This is a genomic window from Prevotella sp. 885, assembly GCF_002265625.1.
Lineage (GTDB): Bacteria > Bacteroidota > Bacteroidia > Bacteroidales > Bacteroidaceae > Prevotella.
This window is the reverse complement of sequence record NZ_NOVE01000021.1, coordinates 1-18734: the sequence shown is the minus strand read 5'-3', so window position 1 is coordinate 18734 and position 18734 is coordinate 1. Positions and strand designations below refer to the sequence as shown.

The following is an 18734-nucleotide window of genomic DNA, read 5'->3' as shown; positions in this document are numbered from 1 at the left end:
CTATAAGATATTTCACTTACCGTAAAAACGTTTGTAATCCTGACTTGATTTATGTTAATTCGTTGAAGGATAATGCCTAATCCCAACATATTCTGACTGCAAAATTATAAAAAATGCAATAATTACAACGCTATTGCATGTAGTTTTTTAAAAGTAATATTGTTATATTATGTTAATGGCTTAAGTGTGATATATCATAAAAAAACTCCTTAAAAGGACAAAAACATTAACAGTTTTAATGCTTTTGCCTTTTAAGGAGTAACTTGTTTGTGTTTTTTTATTATAAGAATAGCGTGTTACATTCTTATTTAAGGCGGAAGATATTCAGCGAGTTAGCCGGAATCTCCACTACGCCGCCATCAGAAGAAGTGGTGACAAACGTCTCGGTGGGGTGGACGTTTGTGGGGTTGTCGATGGTGTTTTCTTCCTGACCGTTCTTGGCTGTGAGGCGGATTAGCTTGGCGCCCTTGATGGTCTTGCCTTGCAAGCAGATTTCGGCAGTGGTGTTCTCGCTGCTGGTGTTGGCAACCTTCAGAATCACTTCGCCGGTTTTCTCGTCAAGAGTGGCTGTGGAGAATACGCCGGGCAGCGTGTTGGCGCGGAGCTTTGTGGCGAATATCTGCTTGCCGTCAAGACTTGCGTAGACGCTGTCGCCAACCACCTTCAGCTCGATGTCGTACCAACGACCCGTCTCAATGGTTCCTGAGACAGTGGCAGCCTGACCCTTTGCGCCGCCGACAATCTGCTCGATGCCGTGCTGCGTGTTGTTCCATCCGCCAAGGTTGAGCCAGCAGTAGTTCTTGTCATCCACATAATTGAAGATGATCATGAAGCCTTCATTGCCTGAGTCCTTGCGTGCTCTTACCTTATATATATAGCCGTCAGCAGTAATCTCACCGGGGTTGAGACGTATGCAGCTCTCGCCATTGGACGTCTGCTTGATGATGCCACCGTCAACTTTCCAGTCGCCGTTAATGTCAGTGGGAAGTTCCTGCAGAGTCATAGGCAGAGCCTTGCCCTCAGCATCTGTGTAGCCCTTGTCTTCGAATGAAGCCTGCGTAGCCCATGTGCCCATACCCACGCGGCATACAGCTGGCTTGACCTGCACCTCGCCGTAAGAATAAGGATTGTCCTGCTTTACATTGAGTACGCGAGTGCCCACGTTGTTAGCCATGAGGTTCTGAACGTAGTAAGACGGTGTGCCGAACACACGGTCAGACGTAAACTGAATCATGTCAGGTGCCCACATACGGTCGTTGAGGTTGGCGAAGATAGGAGCGTATGATGCCATCGTAACGATGTCGCTGTTGTTCTCGATGCCCATCATATAGACAGCCTCGCCGAGAGCGGCATCAAGAGATCCCATATTGCCGAAGCCCTGTGTGACGGCATACTCGCCGACGTAAATCTCCGGACCCTTACGGTCGTAACCGTCGTACTTGCGGAAGTTCTCGGCAAACCAAGCCGGATTGCGATAGTAATGCTCATCGAGCAGTTCTACGCTTTCGTTGCTGTCCCATGTGGGATTGTCATCACCCCATGCCACTACGTTGCCGATGAGGTGCATGTTGGGATATTTGGCGAGGACCGCATCCTTAAACTTCTTGAAGCGCTCATAGTAATGGTCGCTCTGAAGGGCAGGGTCGGGCTGGTTGTTCTCATTGCCAATCTCGAGATACTCGATGTTGTAAGGCTCTGGATGACCGTTCTTTGCACGCAGTGCTCCGTACTTGCTTGTGACAGGACCATTGGCATACTCCAAAGCGTTCATACATTCGTCAATCCAAGGCTGGATGCTGTCCACGGGGGTCATGCCACCGTGCCACAGTCCAACGTTCACCACGTAGAGCGGTTTGGCGTTAAGGTCTTCGGCAAGCTGCAGGTATTCGTCAAATCCCATGCCGTCGCTTGTGCGATAACGCCAGTTGACGTTCTTATGTCCCGGACGTTCTTCTATGGGACCGATGGTCTTCTCCCAATGGAAAGCGTTCTCAGGCGACTCCTGTCCTTCCACATAGCAACCACCGGGGAAGCGCACGAACTTGGGACGGATGTTATAGAGAAGCTGTGCAAGGTCGGGGCGCAGACCGTTCTCGCGATTCATGAATGTAGGCGGGAAGAGGCTGACGACGTCTAATGTGATGGTGCCTTTGCCGTCGAAGACCAGCTCGAACTGAGCTTTAGGGTCGTTGGCGTTGGCTGTAAGAGAGGCAGTGAACTTGCTCCACTTCTTTCCCATCTTAGCGTCCACGGCTGTCTCGGCATACACGCTCTTGCCATCGGTGCTGACGAGGCGAGCCTTAACGCCGCCCTTGTAGCTTCCTTTAGCCCAAAGAGACAACTTGTAAGTTCTGCCTTGCACGGCATTGATGCCCCAGAAACCCTCGTTGACGAGAGAGGCAGTGGCGTTCTGACGCGCAGCGACGTTTATCTGAAGAGCCTTTCCCTGAGCGTTGTTGAGCAGAGCCTTGCTGACGAGTTGCGTAGAGATGGTGGCTCCGTCAGCAGCCTTTGTGCGCCATGTGGGAGTGGCGTTGTCGCTATCCTCGAACGAGCGGTTGCTTATAAGTTCAGCGTAAAGACCGCCGTCCGCAGCATGATTGATGTCCTCGAAGAAGATGCCGTAGAGATTAGGCGATACCTTAACGCCGGGATTGGCGACATCAACGTTTATCTTCACTTGGGCGTTTGCTGTCAAAGCGGAGGCAAGCAACGCCGAGAGGAGAATGTTATTTGGTTTCATTTTTTTCTTTTATCTTTTGTTGTTTATGGAATGGTTGAGTGTTAAAGAGTTGGCCAACCGTCGGCAGTCCAACTTATCTTCTTCTGTATGAGCAGCGGGGCACCGTTCTTCTGCATGCTGTAGCCGTGGCAGACAAACCAGTCGCCGTCTGCGAACGAGTAAGCTGCGCAGTGTCCTGCTGCCTCAAACTCACGCTTGTCGCCTTCAAGGAAGATGGTGCCGCCACCCTCACGCATATCCTTGCCGTTGCGGTCGAGGTAAGGACCAGCTACTTTCTTGCTTCTTCCCACTGCCACACGGTAGTTGCTCTTTGATCCGCGGCAGCAGTAGTCCCAGCTTACGAACAGATAATAATATCCGTCGTGCTGCATTATGAATGGAGCCTCGATGGCATTGGTGCCGGCAAACTCCGATGTAGGATTAGGTTCGGCTGTGGTGTCGCCCACGGCATGTCGTCTTGCTATGGTAACGGGCTTGGCGCCCCGCTTTACGTGCAAGGAGCGGTCGAGCTGTACGAGCTGGATGCCGTCCCAGAACGATCCCCACGTCATCCAAGCGTTGCCCTTCTTGTCAACGATGAAGTTAGGGTCGATGGCGTTCCAGTTGTCGCGGTCTCCCTTAGAAGCCACGATGCATCCTTCGTCCTTCCATCCGTCCGCATTGGCGAGCGACGTATTGCTAAGCAATCCTATAGCCGACGTATTCTTGCCGAATGTGGAGCAAGAGTAAGCCATATACCACTTGCCGCGATACTTGATAACGTCGGGAGCCCAAATGTGAGTCTCAAATCCCGGAACGCTGTCGCGGGTCCATGCCGGTATCTTACCTTCGGGCAGTAAGCCTTCGGGCTTGATGGTCCAGTGGCGGCGGTTGGAAGATGTCATCTGCGTGATGCCGTGTCCGGTGCAGTAGAGATAATACTGACCGTCCTCGAAAGCCATCACGGGGTCGTGCACCATTGGCGTATCGACAGCGAGAGGAGCCGTCTGGGCGCTTGCCTGAGCCGTATTAAAGAATGGGGCAGTGGCAAGAACCACTGCTCCATAGATGTATTTCTTGAGATTCATATTTAATAGAGTATCTCTTATGAATGTTTTTACTTATTAACGAACTTGCGTCCGTTCACAATTACGATGCCCTTGTATGAGCTGTCCACCTGCTGACCGTTCAGATTATACCACTTGCCGTTGCCCTCAGCCTTCTTGGTGATGACGTACGGAGAGTTGATGCCAGTGGCTAAGCTTGATCCGTCGATGTACGAACCTTCGTTAACGAAGAACAATACCACCTTGTCCTCAGGCTGTGTAAGCTTCATGCTGAACGAATAGTTGTATACCTTCTTGGTGGTAGTGGTGATGGTGGATGTCATCTTCACCACATTGCCGTTGAACTCTACATTCATATCCACTAACGAACCGTCCATATCGTCAAGGAATGTGTCCCAGTTGTAGTCGCTCTGGAGGGTAAACTCAACGTTGGATGAGTTGTCATTAGTATTGCCACCAGCAACAGTAAACCATCCGTAATTGTCGTTACGGAGAACGAAATGTTCGCCATATTCCTCAGCACCGCGCTCAGCGTTGGCAGCCACGAGGCACCAGTTGTTCCAGTTTGCCACCTTGTTGCTGTAGTTATAGAACTTAAGCTCTGCCTTGCTGCCCTTCTTGAGAGTGTAATAGTCCTTTGAGAAGTTGGTCCACCAGGCTGCTGAGGTGTTCTTCTCCATCGACTCGGGGAAGTAAACGTCAGCGTCCTTCTCTGCTTCTGCCTCCACTACGATGGTGTAGTCCTTAGTGTAAACGTAATCGTCCTTTGAGACTATCATTGTCATCGTCACTTCACCCTGGCCCTTTACCTTTCCGTCGCTTGTGAGGATGCTCTCGTCGCTCGACTTCCATGAGATGTTAGTGCCGAGCTTACCCTCTGTGGGCAGAACCGGAGTCTCTTCCAAAACAGTGCCGTCGTCGAACGGAAGGTTAATCTTGTTGGCTGTGTACTTGATGGCAGCCTTAGCGTCAGCCTTCACAGCCCAAACCTCCTGCTGCTTTGTGTAGCTCTTCTGACCCAATGTGGTGGAACCGCTTGAAGAAGAGAGAGCAGCGATGGCGATGGCGGGGATATTGGTATAGTCGATGGTCTGGCGAACCAGTACGCCACGATAAACCACGTCGTCAAATGTAAGAGCGATATAGTCAGTACCTGCTGTGCGCTCCCATGTGCCGTTCTCTGCACCGCTGATGGTGCCGTCGGCATTGAGGCGGATGTTGACGGGAGTCTCATAAGCCTTGGCTTCCGTGTTCTGACCATATTCATGGCGGAGGAACTGATAGTCGCCGGCTATCTCGGTGTCTGCGATGGAAGCCTTAGTGGCTATGTCGTTGTTGGTGATTGTCTCGCCGTCAAACTCGAACGGAGCAGCCATTATCCAACCCTCATCGTTGAGGAAGAGCTGATGAACGCGAACCTCATGACCTTCGCCCTTGTTGGTGAAGCGTGAGTGATAGACCACGAACGAGCGTCCTTCCTTGTCTGTGAAGGCAGAATTGTGACCCTGTGCAATCTCAGCACCCGACATCGGATCCCACTTATAGCCGCCGAAGAGCAGCACACCGCGGTTGTCGGCAGTAGTGGCGCTGTAGTTCATAAGGTAGCGGTTGAAGACGGCTGATGTGCCGTTGCAGTCAACGTAAGGTCCTTCGGGATTGTCCGAACGGAACACGCGCATCTGATAGCCGCCGGTGCTGACGAGTCCGCCGTAGCTCATGAAGAGGAAATAGTGTGAACCAATCTTCTCTACGTAGCTTGCCTCGCCCGAAACATAATATCCGCCGGCTATCTTCTTGCCGAAGTAGGGGTCGCTTGTGGTGTTGGCGCTGGCAGCAGCGGATGTAGCAGCTTTGCCATTAACCTCGTAAGGATATGTGTAAGTATAGTCGCGCAGACCGTTGTTCTTGTCGAGGCGCAGCAGGAAGATGCCGCCTGACCATGATCCGTAGCTCATCCACAGATTGTCCTGATCGTCGTAGAATACGCATGGGTCGATGCAGTTAGGCCAGAACGATCCCCACTTGTCGCCTACATTATATCGCTCGGGCAGGGAGGTTTCGCCAGTGGCAATGGTGAAGTCGGTGTTCTTCCAGTCGTCGGCAGCCGCATATCCATTGTGTGCATACTTACCCAAGAAGCCGGAGAATACCACCGGACCCTGATATTTCCACGGACCTTCTACGTTGTCGCTTGTGAAGCAGACGATGCTCGAAGCCCAGTTGTCGCCGTTGAGGCTCATATACATACACCACTTCTTCATCGTCTTGTTGTAGATGACGTCGGGCGCCCACTGCATGCCCTTCACTGTATTGCCTTTCTTCTGCCATCCGTGAGCGTCGAAGTTGCCGAACGTAACGGTCTTGCCAGTGTAGTCCTTGACGGATGTCACGGCGTGTGTGGCGTAAGCGTCAGAGTAGTTGACGAGATTGCCACTCAGATTGCAGAAGAGGCTGTTGGTGGCAGTGGCGTTGCTCTCGTCAGCCTTAAAGACTGTCCACTCCTGATAGTTCTCAGCGGCTGTGGTCTTGCCTCTGCCAAGGTGAGATCCATATATATAATATGTAGGGGATGCGGGATTTGTGATGTTGTCAATGACGATGGACGGGTCATGACAAACCACGCGCTTGCCGTACTGACGAGCGCTGTAAGCTCCCTGCAAGTCAGCGTCGGTGACAGTGGTCTGCGCTGCGGAAGAGAGAGCGGAGAATGCGAATATGGGAAGTAATAGATTTTTCATAGGACTATTTTTAAATTGAGAGTTGAGAGTTGAACTTCCAACTCTCAACTCTCAACTGATTTTACTTATGTCTTCTTGCCTTGGCAGCTGAGCCAAATACGAGGTGGCTGCCGTCCACTGTGAACGAAACGTAGAGGTCGTTCGGGTTGATGGTGTTGATGCCGAGGTAAGACTGGTAGGTCTCTGTGCCGTCATTGCCGGTAACAATGGCCTGGATGTCAGCGGTGCCGTTGTTGCAGTTTGTGACGTAAAGCTTAACCTTGGCGCCGTTCATTGCAGCGAGCCATCCTGCCCAGTCTGCGTATGATTCGAGCTGAGTGCCTTTCGAGGTGCAAGCTGCGTAGCCGTTGCCCCAGCCGTAGTTGTCGGCACGTACAACTCCATATTCGGGAGCTGTCTTGGCTGCATCGCGGAGAATAACCACGTAGTTGTTCCAGTTGCCTGCACCAGATGTGTAGTTGGTGAAGTTGAACTCGCGAGTTGCGCCAGCCGGAACCTTGATGTCGTCTGTGAATACTGACCAGAACGCGTCAGAGCAGTTGGCTGCACCGAGAGAGGTTGGCTCCGGAGTGGCAGCAGTAACCTTCGACTCGTTCACCTTAACTGTCACCTCAGCAGTCTTGCCGCCGTTGGCAGTGATTACCACCTTGTGCTCGCCAGCCTTTGCAGGAACTGTTGAGAAGGTGAGCTTCGAGTTGTCGAGCACCTCTGTGCGTCCGTCCTGATAAGTTCCCTTCACCTCCAAGCCGGTAGCGTCGAATGCCAATGTGCGCTCCACGCCAAGGATAGCGCTTGAGTTGAAGAAGTAATAGTTGGTGTGCTTCGGCTTGCTTGCCACCTCAACCTTCACAGGAGTGTCCACCACCTTGAAGGCTGCGCTTGCGTTGATGGTCTTGTCTGCCTGCTTGTTGAGGAGAGTCTTGTTGAGCGTAGCAACGATATACTTGTCGCCGAGAGTATTGAAGTCGGGCACTACCATGAACGTAAGGTCGCTTGCCGAAATCTCCTTGACAGTTCCGCCGTCGTATGTAACCTTAGCCTTAATCTGTGATGTGAAATCAGAAAGCTCAGTACCGAGGTTAACCTCTGCCGGAACATCAGTAAGTTCCATAGAGACAGGCTGCTGGTCAACAGCGTCAGTCACGTCCATTTCATCCTTATCGAAGACGTAGTAACATCCGTCAACGGTGAAGTCGAGGTAAAGGTCAGCCGATTCAACGGGGATGCCTGTATACTTCTGCTGCGAAACCATACCTTCTGTTCCTACTACGTCAGCCACAACGTCGCAGGTGTTGTCTCCATAGTTGGTAACTGTGACCGTAACCTTTGCGCCGTTCATCTGAGCGAGCCAGCTTGCCCAGTCGCCTGAAGCTGTGTTGCTGTGAGTGCAGGATGCGTAGCTGTCGCCCCATCCATAGTCGTCCGAGCGGAGGCAGCAATACTCTGTTTTGTCAGCCTTGCGGAGCACCACTACGTAGTTGTTCCAGTTGCTTGCAAGTGAAGAGTAGTTGGTGAAGGTGGTGGAGTAGACCTTGTTGCTCTCAATCTTGATGTCCTGATCGAGGTGAGCCTCCCACCATGCTGATGAGCAGTCTGTATTTCCGAGTGTGGTCGGCGAAATCTTTGCAGCCTGGCCCTTGTTGGCATTGGCGATGGAGTCAGCACGTTCTGTAAGCCAGTCAGGACCGTTAACGTTGAATATGTCGCTGCCCTCGCATCCGGTCAGTGCTGTCATCGCCAAAGCGGCGGCGCAGAATACGGATGCCAATTTGCTTATATGTTTCATAATAGTATTTGCTAATATTTAATAATGTTGTTTTTACTTGCTGAGTCTTGTAACCGGGTGAACCGTCCAACCCTTCTCCTTGAAGTAGGTGGTGTTGTCTGACGAGTTGTTGGCTGAGTTGCCAACGAGGTTCGGGTTGTTATTCATAAGGTTCTGCGAGATGGGCAGGAACTCATGACCGGGAACGAAGTAGTCTACCGGGCTGATTACCTTGTCATCGCTACCATACTCAGAGTATGAAACCGGATCAGTGGGCAGGAAGTTGATGCCGAGACGCACAACGCTGTGCTCCTTCAACTGCTGCAGACGGTCTGCGTCATAGAAGAATCCCCAACGGAGAAGGTCGAAACCGCGACCGAACTCACAACCGAACTCCTTCGGACGCTCCACGTTGGCAATCTGCTCGAAGAGCTTGTCCTTTGTGTCGAAGTCGGCAAGCTTGAGCTTGGCGAGGTTAGCACGCTGGCGCACCTCGTTAATCCAGTCGATGGCCTGCTGTGTAGGTCCGTTCACCTCGTTCTCGCACTCGGCAGCGCGGAGCAGCACGTCAGAATAACGCATCATTCGGAGGTTGATGCCGCAGTGCAGACCGGTGGTAACAGTGCTATACAAGTTGGTGCGGATGTTGGTCCACTTTGCGATAGGAATACCACCGTTGAGGTTGTTGGTGACGAGAGTGTCCTGCGGAGTGAGCTTCTGTGTGTAAGCCACGTTGCCGTTCTCGAAGCCTTCCCAGTCCTTCTCGTATGTGCAGAGAGTCCAGTAAAGACGCGGATCGAGCTTGCCGGCTGTTGTGCGCTCGCTCTTGAAGAGCTGATAGAGCCAAGGCGAAGCAGAGAGGTCAGCCCAACCGCCGAAGCGTCCCGGGCAGAGGTTAGACTCGATGGCGTGACCCTGTGTGGCGTTCGGAGAAGTGTTCACCGGTGTCCACTCGTCGTCGGTGCCCTGTGTGCCGTAGTCGAGATACTGCACCTCGAAGAGGCTCTCGGCATTGTTCTCGTATGCAGCACCCTCGCGGAAGTTGTCGCCGTAGTTGGCCATGAGCGAGTACTTGCCATACTTCTTGTTGATGATGTCCTTCAGCACAGCGAGAGCTTCGCTATACTTGTGGCGCTGCATGAGAGCACGGGCGTAATAGCCGGCAGCGGCACCGCTTGTGGCGCGACCCTTTGCCCACTCGCCGCCCTCTTCGCGTGAGGGGAGCAGCGTGATGGCTTCCTTGAGGTCAGCCTCCACCTGGTCGAGCACCTCATCGTATGAGTTGTTCTTGCCGTACAGACCGTCCAGTGTTGAGTATGTGTCGTAGTCGGTGATGAGCGGCACGTTCTGGTAATAGCCGGCGAGGTTATAGTAAGAGAAGGCACGGAGGAACAGAGCCTGACCCTTGATGCGCTTCATGCTTTCAGAGAGGGCAGTGTCGTCGTTGCCGGTGCGTGAGAGGATGAAGTTGCAGACGTTGATGGTGTAGTAAGCCTCACGCCAGGGCCATTCTGTTATTTCGTTGGTGATGGGAGCGTTGAAGTTGTCGAACTCGAGGTACCATACCTGAGAAGCGTTCCATACCTCGTCGCCGCGAGTCATGTCGATGGTGTATCCCACACGACCCGTAGAGCCTTCAATGCGTATGTGGTTGTAAGCAGCGATGACACACTCCTCGAGGTCGTCGGAGGTGAACTTGTCCGTGGTCTGCTGGTTGGGGTTGGTAAGCTCCAACTTGTCCTCACAAGAAGTCAGCGACATGGCGCTCAGACCGAGGAATGCTGCAAGTGCATAATTATATAGTTTCATAATTGGATTTACGTTTAATCGGTTATTGGTTTTTTATTAGAATGTGAAGTGCAGACCTGCCATGAAGCTGCGTGCGCTTGGGAACGAGCAGAAGTTGTAGCCCGGTGTGAATGTGCCGCCAGCGTAGTCGACGTTATATCCCTTGTAGCCAGTGAAGGTGTAGAGATTCTGAGCCGAAACATATACGCGTACGCCGCTTACCAAGCCTCTGAACCACTGGTCAGGGAAGTTGTATCCCAGTTCCACGTTGGCAATCTTCCAGTATGCTGCGTTCTGAATCTTGCGTGAGCTGAAGAGGTCGTTCCAAGCGAGAGTGGCCTTGTTGGCTGCGTATGTGCGTGGTACGTTAGAAAGGTATGTAGAACCGTCCTCAGAGAAGCGGTTGGCGTCAGCCATAGCCACGTCCTTGTTGCCCCAGCCATAGCAAGAGTTGAGGCTGTTGTAGATGTCGTCGCTTACATGATAGTTGAGCACGCCGTATGTAGAGATGCTCAGGTCGAAGTTTTTATACTCCATGTGAGCGCTAAGTCCGAAGTTCACCTTTGGCAGACCGCTGCCGAGAACTGTCTGGTCATAAGCGTCGATAACGCCGTCAGGCTCGCCGTTAGGACCAGAGATGTCCTTGTAGAGGCAGTCGCCGATGTTGGCACCCTGCTGTGTGGCGTGATTGTCAAGGTCGCTCTGTGTGCGTGCGATGCCTTCGTAAACCCAACCGTAGAACTGACCGATCTCCTGACCTACGTATGTGGCATAAGCTCCAGTGATGTACGACTTGGTGCCGAAGCCGAGTGAAGTAACCTTGTTCTTCAGTGTGCTGAGGTTGGCAGAAACGTCATACTTGAACGGATGGTCGTGGTTGCGGTATGTGGCAGAGAACTCGAAACCGCTGTTGTCCATAGAGGCAGCGTTCATCGTAACGGTAGCGTTTGCCACACCGGTCTGTGTAGGAACCGGAACTCCGTAGAGAAGGTCCTCAGAACGGTTCTTATACCACTCTGCTGTAAACTCGAAGCGGTTGTTGAACATGGCGAGGTCGATACCGATGTTGGTTGACTTCTTCTTCTCCCAAGCGATGTTCTTGTTTACGAACTCAGAAACGGCAGAACCCGTAACGACGTTGTTGCCGAAGCTGTAGGTCATGTTGTTACGCTTCATTGTCGCCATGTACATATACTCGCCGATGTTCTCATTACCGAGCACACCATAGCTGGCACGGATCTTAGCCATGTTGACAATCTTCTTGCTGATGGGGAAGAACTTCTCCTTGTCCAGACGCCAACCTACTGACACTGATGGGAATGTGCCCCAACGGATGTCCTTGGTAAGACGTGAGCTACCATCGCGACGGATAACTGCTGAGAGCAAGTACTTCTCGTCATAGTTGTATGTCAAGCGGCCGATGTAAGAGGCGAGCGCGTGGCGATATTCGTAAGACTCTGAGTAAGTGTTGGCTGCGTTCTGGAGCTGGAGGTAGTAAGGTTCTGTGAACTTGATGCCCCAGCCGGTGAGCAGGTTGGTGTTCTCTTCCTCGTATGTCAGACCGCCGAGAAGGTTGATGTTGTGCTTGCCGAAGTGACCGTCATACACGAGAGTGTTCTCGATGAGGGCGTCAGAATAGTTGCGCGAGCCCTTTGTGAGGCGTTCGTTGGCCTTGTCAAGGTAAACACGGTTAGACTGAATCCATGCCGGAATCCATGTCTTGTCCTTAGCCTCTGTCTTGCTGTAAGAGAGGTTGATGTTGTAGTGAAGACCGTGGTTCTTGAACTTCAAACCCACCATCTTGAACAGATCGACGTCAGCAGATGCTGTGCCTACGAAGCGGTCAACGATGGTGTTGCGCTGCAGCATGTTGTTGACGAGCAGCGGGTTGGAAGCCGAGATGTCGCCGTGTACGTTGTCATAGTAAACGCCGTAGCCGTAAGCGTCGTAGCGATAGTTGTTGGCTGCACCAACCTTGTCGTCGAGCACCCATGTTGACGGGTCGTATGCCTTGATGGTGGGCTGCATGAGCAGAGTGCCGCGGAGCACGTTGGTGACGTCGCCGTAAAGACCCTGGACATACTCGCCGGCGTTGGAGAGGCCCATGTTGTCCTGATTGGAGTGAGAGTAAACCATGCTTGTGCGGAACTTGATGAACTTTGTTTCCATCGTGTTGTTCACGCGGGCTGTGTAGCGCTCGTAGTTAGGACCTGCACCCTCGAGCGTGCCCTTCTGATTGAAGTAGTCGAGCGATACATTATATGTACTCTTTGCGCTGCCGCCGCTGAGAGCTACGTTGTGGTTCTGACGGATACCAGTCTTGAACACCTCGCTGAACCAGTCTGTATTGGTGTTGTCCTGGAAGTGATAACGTCCGTCTTCGCCCATCTTGTAACCGCTGGGGAGCGTTGTGCCAGAGTTGGCGCAAGCCTGACCTATGTAATTGCTGTACTGGTCGGCGTTCATAACGTCATAAACGTCGCCGGGGATGACGTCAGCTCCGAAGTAGCCGGAATAGTTGACCTTCAGAGGCTGGTCCTTCTTGCCGTTCTTCGTTGTGATGATAACCACACCGTTGGCAGCACGCGAACCGTAGATGGCACCTGCCGAAGCGTCCTTAAGAATCTGGATGGTCTCGATGTCGTTAGGCGAGAAGTCGCGAATGGTGGTACCCATAGGCACACCGTCAACTACGTAAAGAGGAGCTGTGCTGCCGAACGAACCGATACCACGGATGCGTACTGACGGGTCGGCACCAGGCTGACCGTCCGATGTGATCTGAACGCCCGCAACCTTACCCTCAAGCATTGTAGAGATGTTGGAGTTAGAGACTTTCTTCATCTCCTCAGCGTTAACGATGGCAACAGAACCAGTGAGGTCAGCCTTCTTCTGTGTACCATAACCTACTACTACGACCTGATTGAGGACGTTGTTGTCAGGTGTGAGCTGTATCTTCTCTATAATAGCGCGTTCACGAACTGCCACCTCGCTGGTCTTATAGCCCAGATAGCTGACAATAAGCGTAGCGTTTGATTCGACATCCAACGAGAATTTTCCGTCTATGTCGGTGACTGTGCCAGTCTTCGAATTCTTAGCCTTGATGGAAGCACCCATAAGCGGAGCGCCAGTCTCGTCGACAACCTGACCCTGCACCTTGATGGTGGGGGCTTGTGCTATGGCTGCATTGGCTGTGACTGGGGCAACAACTGTTGCACCGCCAACTGCACCGAGGCATAGCATCATTGAGAATACTTCTTTCCTCATTGTTTCTGATTTTAGGTTTTTAATTATTATTTAGTTATAATTTTTTTATTTCTCTTAGGTTTGAGATCGCCATTAGCTTTTAGCTTTAGGTTAAAGGTGATAACGAACGACTGCCTTACATGTATTGGTAACATGAATGATTTGTGCACCCGTGAAATTTTCAGTGGCAAAATTACACTTATTCACTATTGCATGGGTGGACAAACGCTATAAAAAAGGTGGACAAACGCTGTAAATGTGCTGTTTTTACCTTATTTGCGCTTTTATCCACCAGCTGTGTACCTACACGGTGAATTTGACATAAATCATGTAGGTGGACAAGTTATATTAAGGGGTGGATAAGAAAATGGTAATGAAAGGGTGTAGAAAACGTTCACTTTTACTCGTGTTTTCTTAAAGAGCCACTTTAGCAATCTTATAGAGCCTCTCTTACATTCTAAAAGAGCCACTATTACACTCTAAAAGAGGCTCTTTTATAATGCAAGAGAGGCTCTTTTAGAGTGTAATAGTGGCTCTATTGGAAATTAACAGTTGATAACACATCTTTCTGCTCCTTATTCGCGGTACGAAGAAGGTGCCACGCCATACTGTTTGGAGAAGCAGCGTGTGAAGTATTTGGGGTCGTTAAAGCCTACGCGGTATGCTATCTCCGTGATGTTGCGGTTGGCTACATTGTCTTTCAGCATGCGCTTGGCGATGTCCAGACGGTAATTGCGGATGAACTGTGAGGTGGGCAGTCCGGTCTCAGCATTGAGCTTCTTGCTGAGCACGGCGCGATTGATGCCGATGGCGTCAGCCAGCTCCTGCGCTCCGAACTTAGAGTTGCTGTAGTTTCGTTCCATTGTCTCCATCACCACTTCCATGAACGGGCGCTCGTTAGCCTCGGTTTCTTGGCGGTCAGCTTCGATGGTCTTCTGCTGGCTCTCCTTGTAGCGACGCTGGTTTTCCAGAATCTGCTTGATGCGCGTCTGCAGTTGTCCCGGCTCGTCACTCTCCTTGAGTGCATCCTCGATGGGTTGGTAGAGCGACTTCACTTCACGCTCGCGCATCTTCTCCATGCGGCGCTTGAAGATGTAGCGAACGGCTACGCCTATACATATTAATATAATAAGCACGAACCACCAGCTCTTATAGAAGTAAGGCGTGACGCTTACGTCTATGGATATGGTCTGCTCGTTCTCGGCTCCGATGTTGGGCGAATATTTCACCTCAAACTTGTAGTCGCCGGCGGGTAGGGTGGAGTAGCGCACGCTGTGCTGACCCGGCTGCAGCTTCACCCATTCCTTTTCGTATCCCTTCATGCGGTAACTGTAGACACCTTGGTTCTCTCCCGTATAGTTGAGAGCTGAGAAGCTGATGCTGAACGAACGGTCGCTCTCGTGAAGCCTTATCTTTTTGGCAGTTGTTATGTTCTCCTTCAGATGATTGCTTCCGGCGAACACGGTCTGGTTGTTGACGCTCAGTTCGGTGAAGCGCAGGTTGAATTTGTCGTTGTAAGTGTTGCTTACGCCGTTGACAACCATCAATCCGCTCTCCGTTCCGAGATATATGGTGCCCTTCTTGTTGCGTATGGCTCCATTATAAAAGAACTGTGAGCTGATCAGTCCGTCTTCCTCCGTGTAGTTGTTGAACTGGCGTGTCTTAGGATTGAATACCGAAAGACCGTGGCTTGTGGTTATCCACAGCTGTCCATGATTGTCCTCCACGATGCCCGTAACGGTGTTGTTGGCAAGTCCGTCGGCTGTGGTGAAGGTCTCGATGTGCGGCTTTCCGTCCTTGTCGCGTGTCTGGCAGTACATGCCGTAGCCGTTGCTGCCCATCCAAATCTTTCCGTCGCGAGTCTGACAGAACGCCAGAATCTTGTCGATGATGCGGCTTTCAGGGCGGTCGAGCTTGTAAGGCTGGTGCTTGGCGGTGAAGAAACGCTTGCCATTTCGACGCGATTTCAGATTGACGCTAACCATTCCGCGTATGCTGCCCACCATGAGTGTGCCGTCGCGGGTGACCAACGAACCTACACAACCCTTTATGTCGCGGCATCCGGGGAACGGATCTTCCAGACGTTGCTTGCGCAGATTATAGAAGAACAGACCCTCGTTGGCACCTATCCACATTCCTTCATTAATGCGGTCGTAAGCCAATACACCGATAAAGGTAAGCAGCGGCTGGTGTTCGCCGTCCACGTTCAGAGGCTGTATATTGTTGGGCTGCTTGGCGTTAGCTGTTGCCACGCCGCCTCCCCACGTGCCAATCCATAGGTTGCCTTTTGCGTCTGCCGTAATAGCGGACACCGAATTGTGAGGCAGGGCTGAATTGTCGGTGCGGTAATGCACGAACCCTTTGGAGCCGGGACGCATACAGCAGAGTCCGCCTTCCATCACGCCCACCCACAGCGTGCCGTCCGATGAGGCATACATAGAGTTGACGGCGTTGCGTGAAAGCGATGTCGGATCGTTGGGATTGTTTGCGTAATTGGTGATAAGCAGTTGGCGTGGCGTGAGTTTCACGATGCCACCCGTTTCGGTTCCCACCCATACCTGACCGTTATTCACGAAGAGCGAGTTGACGAAGTTACTGCTAAGGGGATGAATAGGGCTGGTGCAGTTCCAGTGCTCAACGAATCCCTCACGGTCGTCGATGATGTCCACGCCGCACAATGTGCCGACAAGCAGACGGTTCTCAGGCGCTACGGCAAGGCAGGTAACCACTTCATGCTGCAGCGTATGGCGTGCGTCGTAAGTGTGAAACTCGCGTCCGTCGCTACATAACAGTCCGTTGTTGGTGGCAAGCCATATCTTATTGTTATACCTTATTATACTGGCAGCATAATTGTTGCCCATCGGGGCGAACATACGGGTGAGGTCTTTGGCTACGAGACGTCCTTTCTTCTCGATGTATTCGCTGACGCGTCCGTTAATGCACACCACCACGGATCCGCGCTTATATACGTCGCACATTCCGAATTCGGGCACACTGTTGGGGGAAGGGGCTGACTGAACCGACATTACACGGCCCTTCTTGTCGAAGGCTATGCGGATGATTCGGGACGTACTGGCTATCCATATACATCCCTTCGCGTCGCAATATGTGCGGACGCAAGTGTCGTCCCATACGTTTTCCATCTGTTTCTCCACTTCTTTGTCAACGCATTCGGGAATGACTGGGCACATTGTCTCAAGGCTGAGCACCTGCGGACCTTCCTCAAAAGCTATCCAAAGACGGCGAAAACGGTCCTCACATACATTGCGTGTGCTGTTGCTGCGCAGGGCGATGGGCGAAGCCGTATAGCCGAGGCTCGTCATCTGATAACCGTCATAGCGCACCAGTCCGCCGCCATGAGTGCTTATCCATACGAAACCGTATGAATCCTTGAAGATGTCATCAGCGTAGTTATTGGGCATACCGGTTGCCATATTGAGGTAACTCGCCAAATATTTGCCCGCTTCACGGCTTTGGGCAAAGCCAAGAAGCGACGTTATCAGCATAGCAATCAGCAGTATTATATGTCTCATTTATGTAGTTTTTAGGTTTGGGTGTAGGTTTTACAATCTTTTGCAAAGGTAACAAAAAAATATGGATAAAGTAGGTAATATATGATGAAATTCGTAATTTTGCAGTAAATACACAAAGCATAGTGGAATAAGAATGAAAACAATAATCACATAAACCTAAAATCCGCAACTATCATCCAATACACGATTAAGGGTAGATTTATGAGTCGTTAGTAGCAGCTTTCAGTAAAAAGCAACAGCACAACATCAATATGTAGCCACCATCCCCTTACCCCACGATGCGACTTGAGGTAATACGCAGATTCTAACCGGAAAGAAAGGATTCTTATCCGAATTCTGTTTTGAAAGGTCTTGCATAAGCCCGGTTTTCTGTATAGATATTCAGCACGTATTGCCTTGCTGTCATGATCCACTTGGCAGGTACGGAGATGAAGCTGAAGACAAAAGCCTTTATGCGACTCGTTTCCTTGAGCCCGAAAGCCTTGGTGTCAAGCTTGCTAATGATGGTCTTATAGAAATTGTGTATCAATGCCGTAAGCAGAAGGAATACGGTGTTCTCTGACATGAACGACTTGGGGAGCCTGTTCCAGCCGAATCCGTTGTTCATATCATCGAATATACGCTCTTTGCCCCCACGCTTGTTGTAAAATTCGACGATGTCTCTTGTTGATGAGTCATAATCGTTGGTAAGAATGCATCTGTAGGTGTATTCACCTTCCCACAAGTCAAGCTCTCCATCCATGCGCTTTTGTCTCTGAATGACAAGACGATAGCACTTGCCTTCCCATTTCTCAACAAGAATGGAATTGAGTTCAAACTGGATGCCGTTGATTTCCTCCGTCTTCCATCCCCTCAGTGAAAACAAGTCATCGTAGAGCGAACTGCATCTGTTGGCGCGGATGTAGAAGTGCGTGCAATGCTTCTCTATCTCACTGACAATTTCCTTCGAGCACGAACCACAGTCGGCTCTGAAGCGATTCACACGGATGCTGTTGGCTTCCAGTAGGGCAAAGAATCTCTTGTGGGTCTCAGCCTGATAAAAGCGCACATTTGTGTTGCCATCGCTGTTCTCGACATAGACAATCATGTCACCGATGACATATACGCCAGGTCTGTAGCCGAGGAACTTCTTGTATGTCGGTTTTGCATCATACTTCTCTGTTTCAAGGAACTGATGGTCGAAATCAACATCGTAGGTTTCCACCTCATTCAGTTCACCAGTGGAAACCAAGGCTTTTATAAGCAAGGCGTTGAGCTTGTCTGCCGTATTGAAATCATAGGTCTTGCCCTTATCGGAAGTATATGAGATGTTTTCCTGTGTCAGTTCCTTGATGGCTCTGAGGATGGTATCAGAGCTGCATGTGCGCAAGGTCGGATGATACGAGAGATGACGCATCAGATGCGATGTTACATCCTCCACGCATGAACCGCCACAGAAGTACACGCTCATCAGAGAACGAATAATTTCGCTGTACTGATATCCGATGATACTGCTGCATCTCTGACCAAGTGTCTGGTCGATAATAGGTGAAAGCATGGAGTCAAATTGCTCCATGATTGAAAAAATTCCTCCAAAAGGTGTGAGTTTTTCAGATTTTATTTGTACCTTTGCCATGTCTTGTTACGATTTACGCTTGTTTTGATTTGCAACACTAAGATAAGTGAAAAATCTGACATGGCAAAATCCTGAGCAACTTTTTGTTGCTCAGGAACTTATAAATAAAGTTAAATCAAAGTGTTGCGGAATTAAGGAATCAAATAATATTGTTGTGTTTTTAACAATTCAATATTATTGTTTATCTTTGCGTCATGAATAGAACTCAGCCCATAGATTACAAATCCGTATTGTCCTTATTTCTTCCGGCAGGACTCCTTGAC

8 protein-coding genes are annotated in these 18734 nt (G+C 50.9%); all 8 read right to left on the bottom strand.

Annotation, left to right across the window (positions count from 1 at the left end):
- Window positions 1-304: 304 nt before the first annotated feature.
- Window positions 305-2743, bottom strand: a complete 2439-nt coding sequence (locus tag CHL74_RS07970) for an alpha-L-arabinofuranosidase C-terminal domain-containing protein (protein ID WP_094880638.1) — start codon at window positions 2741-2743, stop codon at window positions 305-307.
- 41 nt (window positions 2744-2784) lie between these two features.
- The gene (locus tag CHL74_RS07965; RefSeq protein WP_254923249.1) at window positions 2785-3702 is read right to left on the bottom strand and encodes a family 43 glycosylhydrolase; all 918 of its coding nucleotides are present in this window, start codon (window positions 3700-3702) and stop codon (window positions 2785-2787) included.
- Between the two features lie 137 nt (window positions 3703-3839).
- Window positions 3840-6527, bottom strand: coding sequence for a glycoside hydrolase family 43 protein (locus CHL74_RS07960; RefSeq protein WP_094880636.1), 2688 nt, complete (start codon window positions 6525-6527; stop codon window positions 3840-3842).
- 61 nt (window positions 6528-6588) lie between these two features.
- Window positions 6589-8313, bottom strand: coding sequence for a bacterial Ig-like domain-containing protein (locus CHL74_RS07955; protein ID WP_094880635.1), 1725 nt, complete (start codon window positions 8311-8313; stop codon window positions 6589-6591).
- A gap of 33 nt (window positions 8314-8346) precedes the next feature.
- A complete protein-coding gene (locus CHL74_RS07950; protein WP_094880634.1) occupies window positions 8347-10101 on the bottom strand; it encodes a RagB/SusD family nutrient uptake outer membrane protein in 1755 nt (584 codons plus the stop codon).
- Between the two features lie 36 nt (window positions 10102-10137).
- Window positions 10138-13344 (bottom strand): SusC/RagA family TonB-linked outer membrane protein, encoded by a 3207-nt coding sequence (locus tag CHL74_RS07945; protein WP_094880633.1) that lies wholly within the window; start codon window positions 13342-13344, stop codon window positions 10138-10140.
- A gap of 554 nt (window positions 13345-13898) precedes the next feature.
- The gene (locus CHL74_RS07940) at window positions 13899-16856 is read right to left on the bottom strand and encodes a two-component regulator propeller domain-containing protein (protein ID WP_094880632.1); all 2958 of its coding nucleotides are present in this window, start codon (window positions 16854-16856) and stop codon (window positions 13899-13901) included.
- 325 nt (window positions 16857-17181) lie between these two features.
- Entirely contained in the window at window positions 17182-18471 is a 1290-nt protein-coding gene (locus CHL74_RS07935; RefSeq protein ID WP_005813368.1) for an IS1380-like element IS614 family transposase, read from the bottom strand.
- Window positions 18472-18734 lie beyond the last annotated feature (263 nt).

Coding starts and splice junctions, on each gene's coding strand:
- CHL74_RS07965 (WP_254923249.1), bottom strand. CDS start 3,702: ATGGTGCACGACCCCGTGATGGCTTTCGAGGACGGTCAGTATTATCTC.
- CHL74_RS07940 (WP_094880632.1), bottom strand. CDS start 16,856: ATGAGACATATAATACTGCTGATTGCTATGCTGATAACGTCGCTTCTT.
- CHL74_RS07950 (WP_094880634.1), bottom strand. CDS start 10,101: ATGAAACTATATAATTATGCACTTGCAGCATTCCTCGGTCTGAGCGCC.
- CHL74_RS07960 (WP_094880636.1), bottom strand. CDS start 6,527: ATGAAAAATCTATTACTTCCCATATTCGCATTCTCCGCTCTCTCTTCC.
- CHL74_RS07945 (WP_094880633.1), bottom strand. CDS start 13,344: ATGAGGAAAGAAGTATTCTCAATGATGCTATGCCTCGGTGCAGTTGGC.
- CHL74_RS07955 (WP_094880635.1), bottom strand. CDS start 8,313: ATGAAACATATAAGCAAATTGGCATCCGTATTCTGCGCCGCCGCTTTG.
- CHL74_RS07935 (WP_005813368.1), bottom strand. CDS start 18,471: ATGGCAAAGGTACAAATAAAATCTGAAAAACTCACACCTTTTGGAGGA.
- CHL74_RS07970 (WP_094880638.1), bottom strand. CDS start 2,743: ATGAAACCAAATAACATTCTCCTCTCGGCGTTGCTTGCCTCCGCTTTG.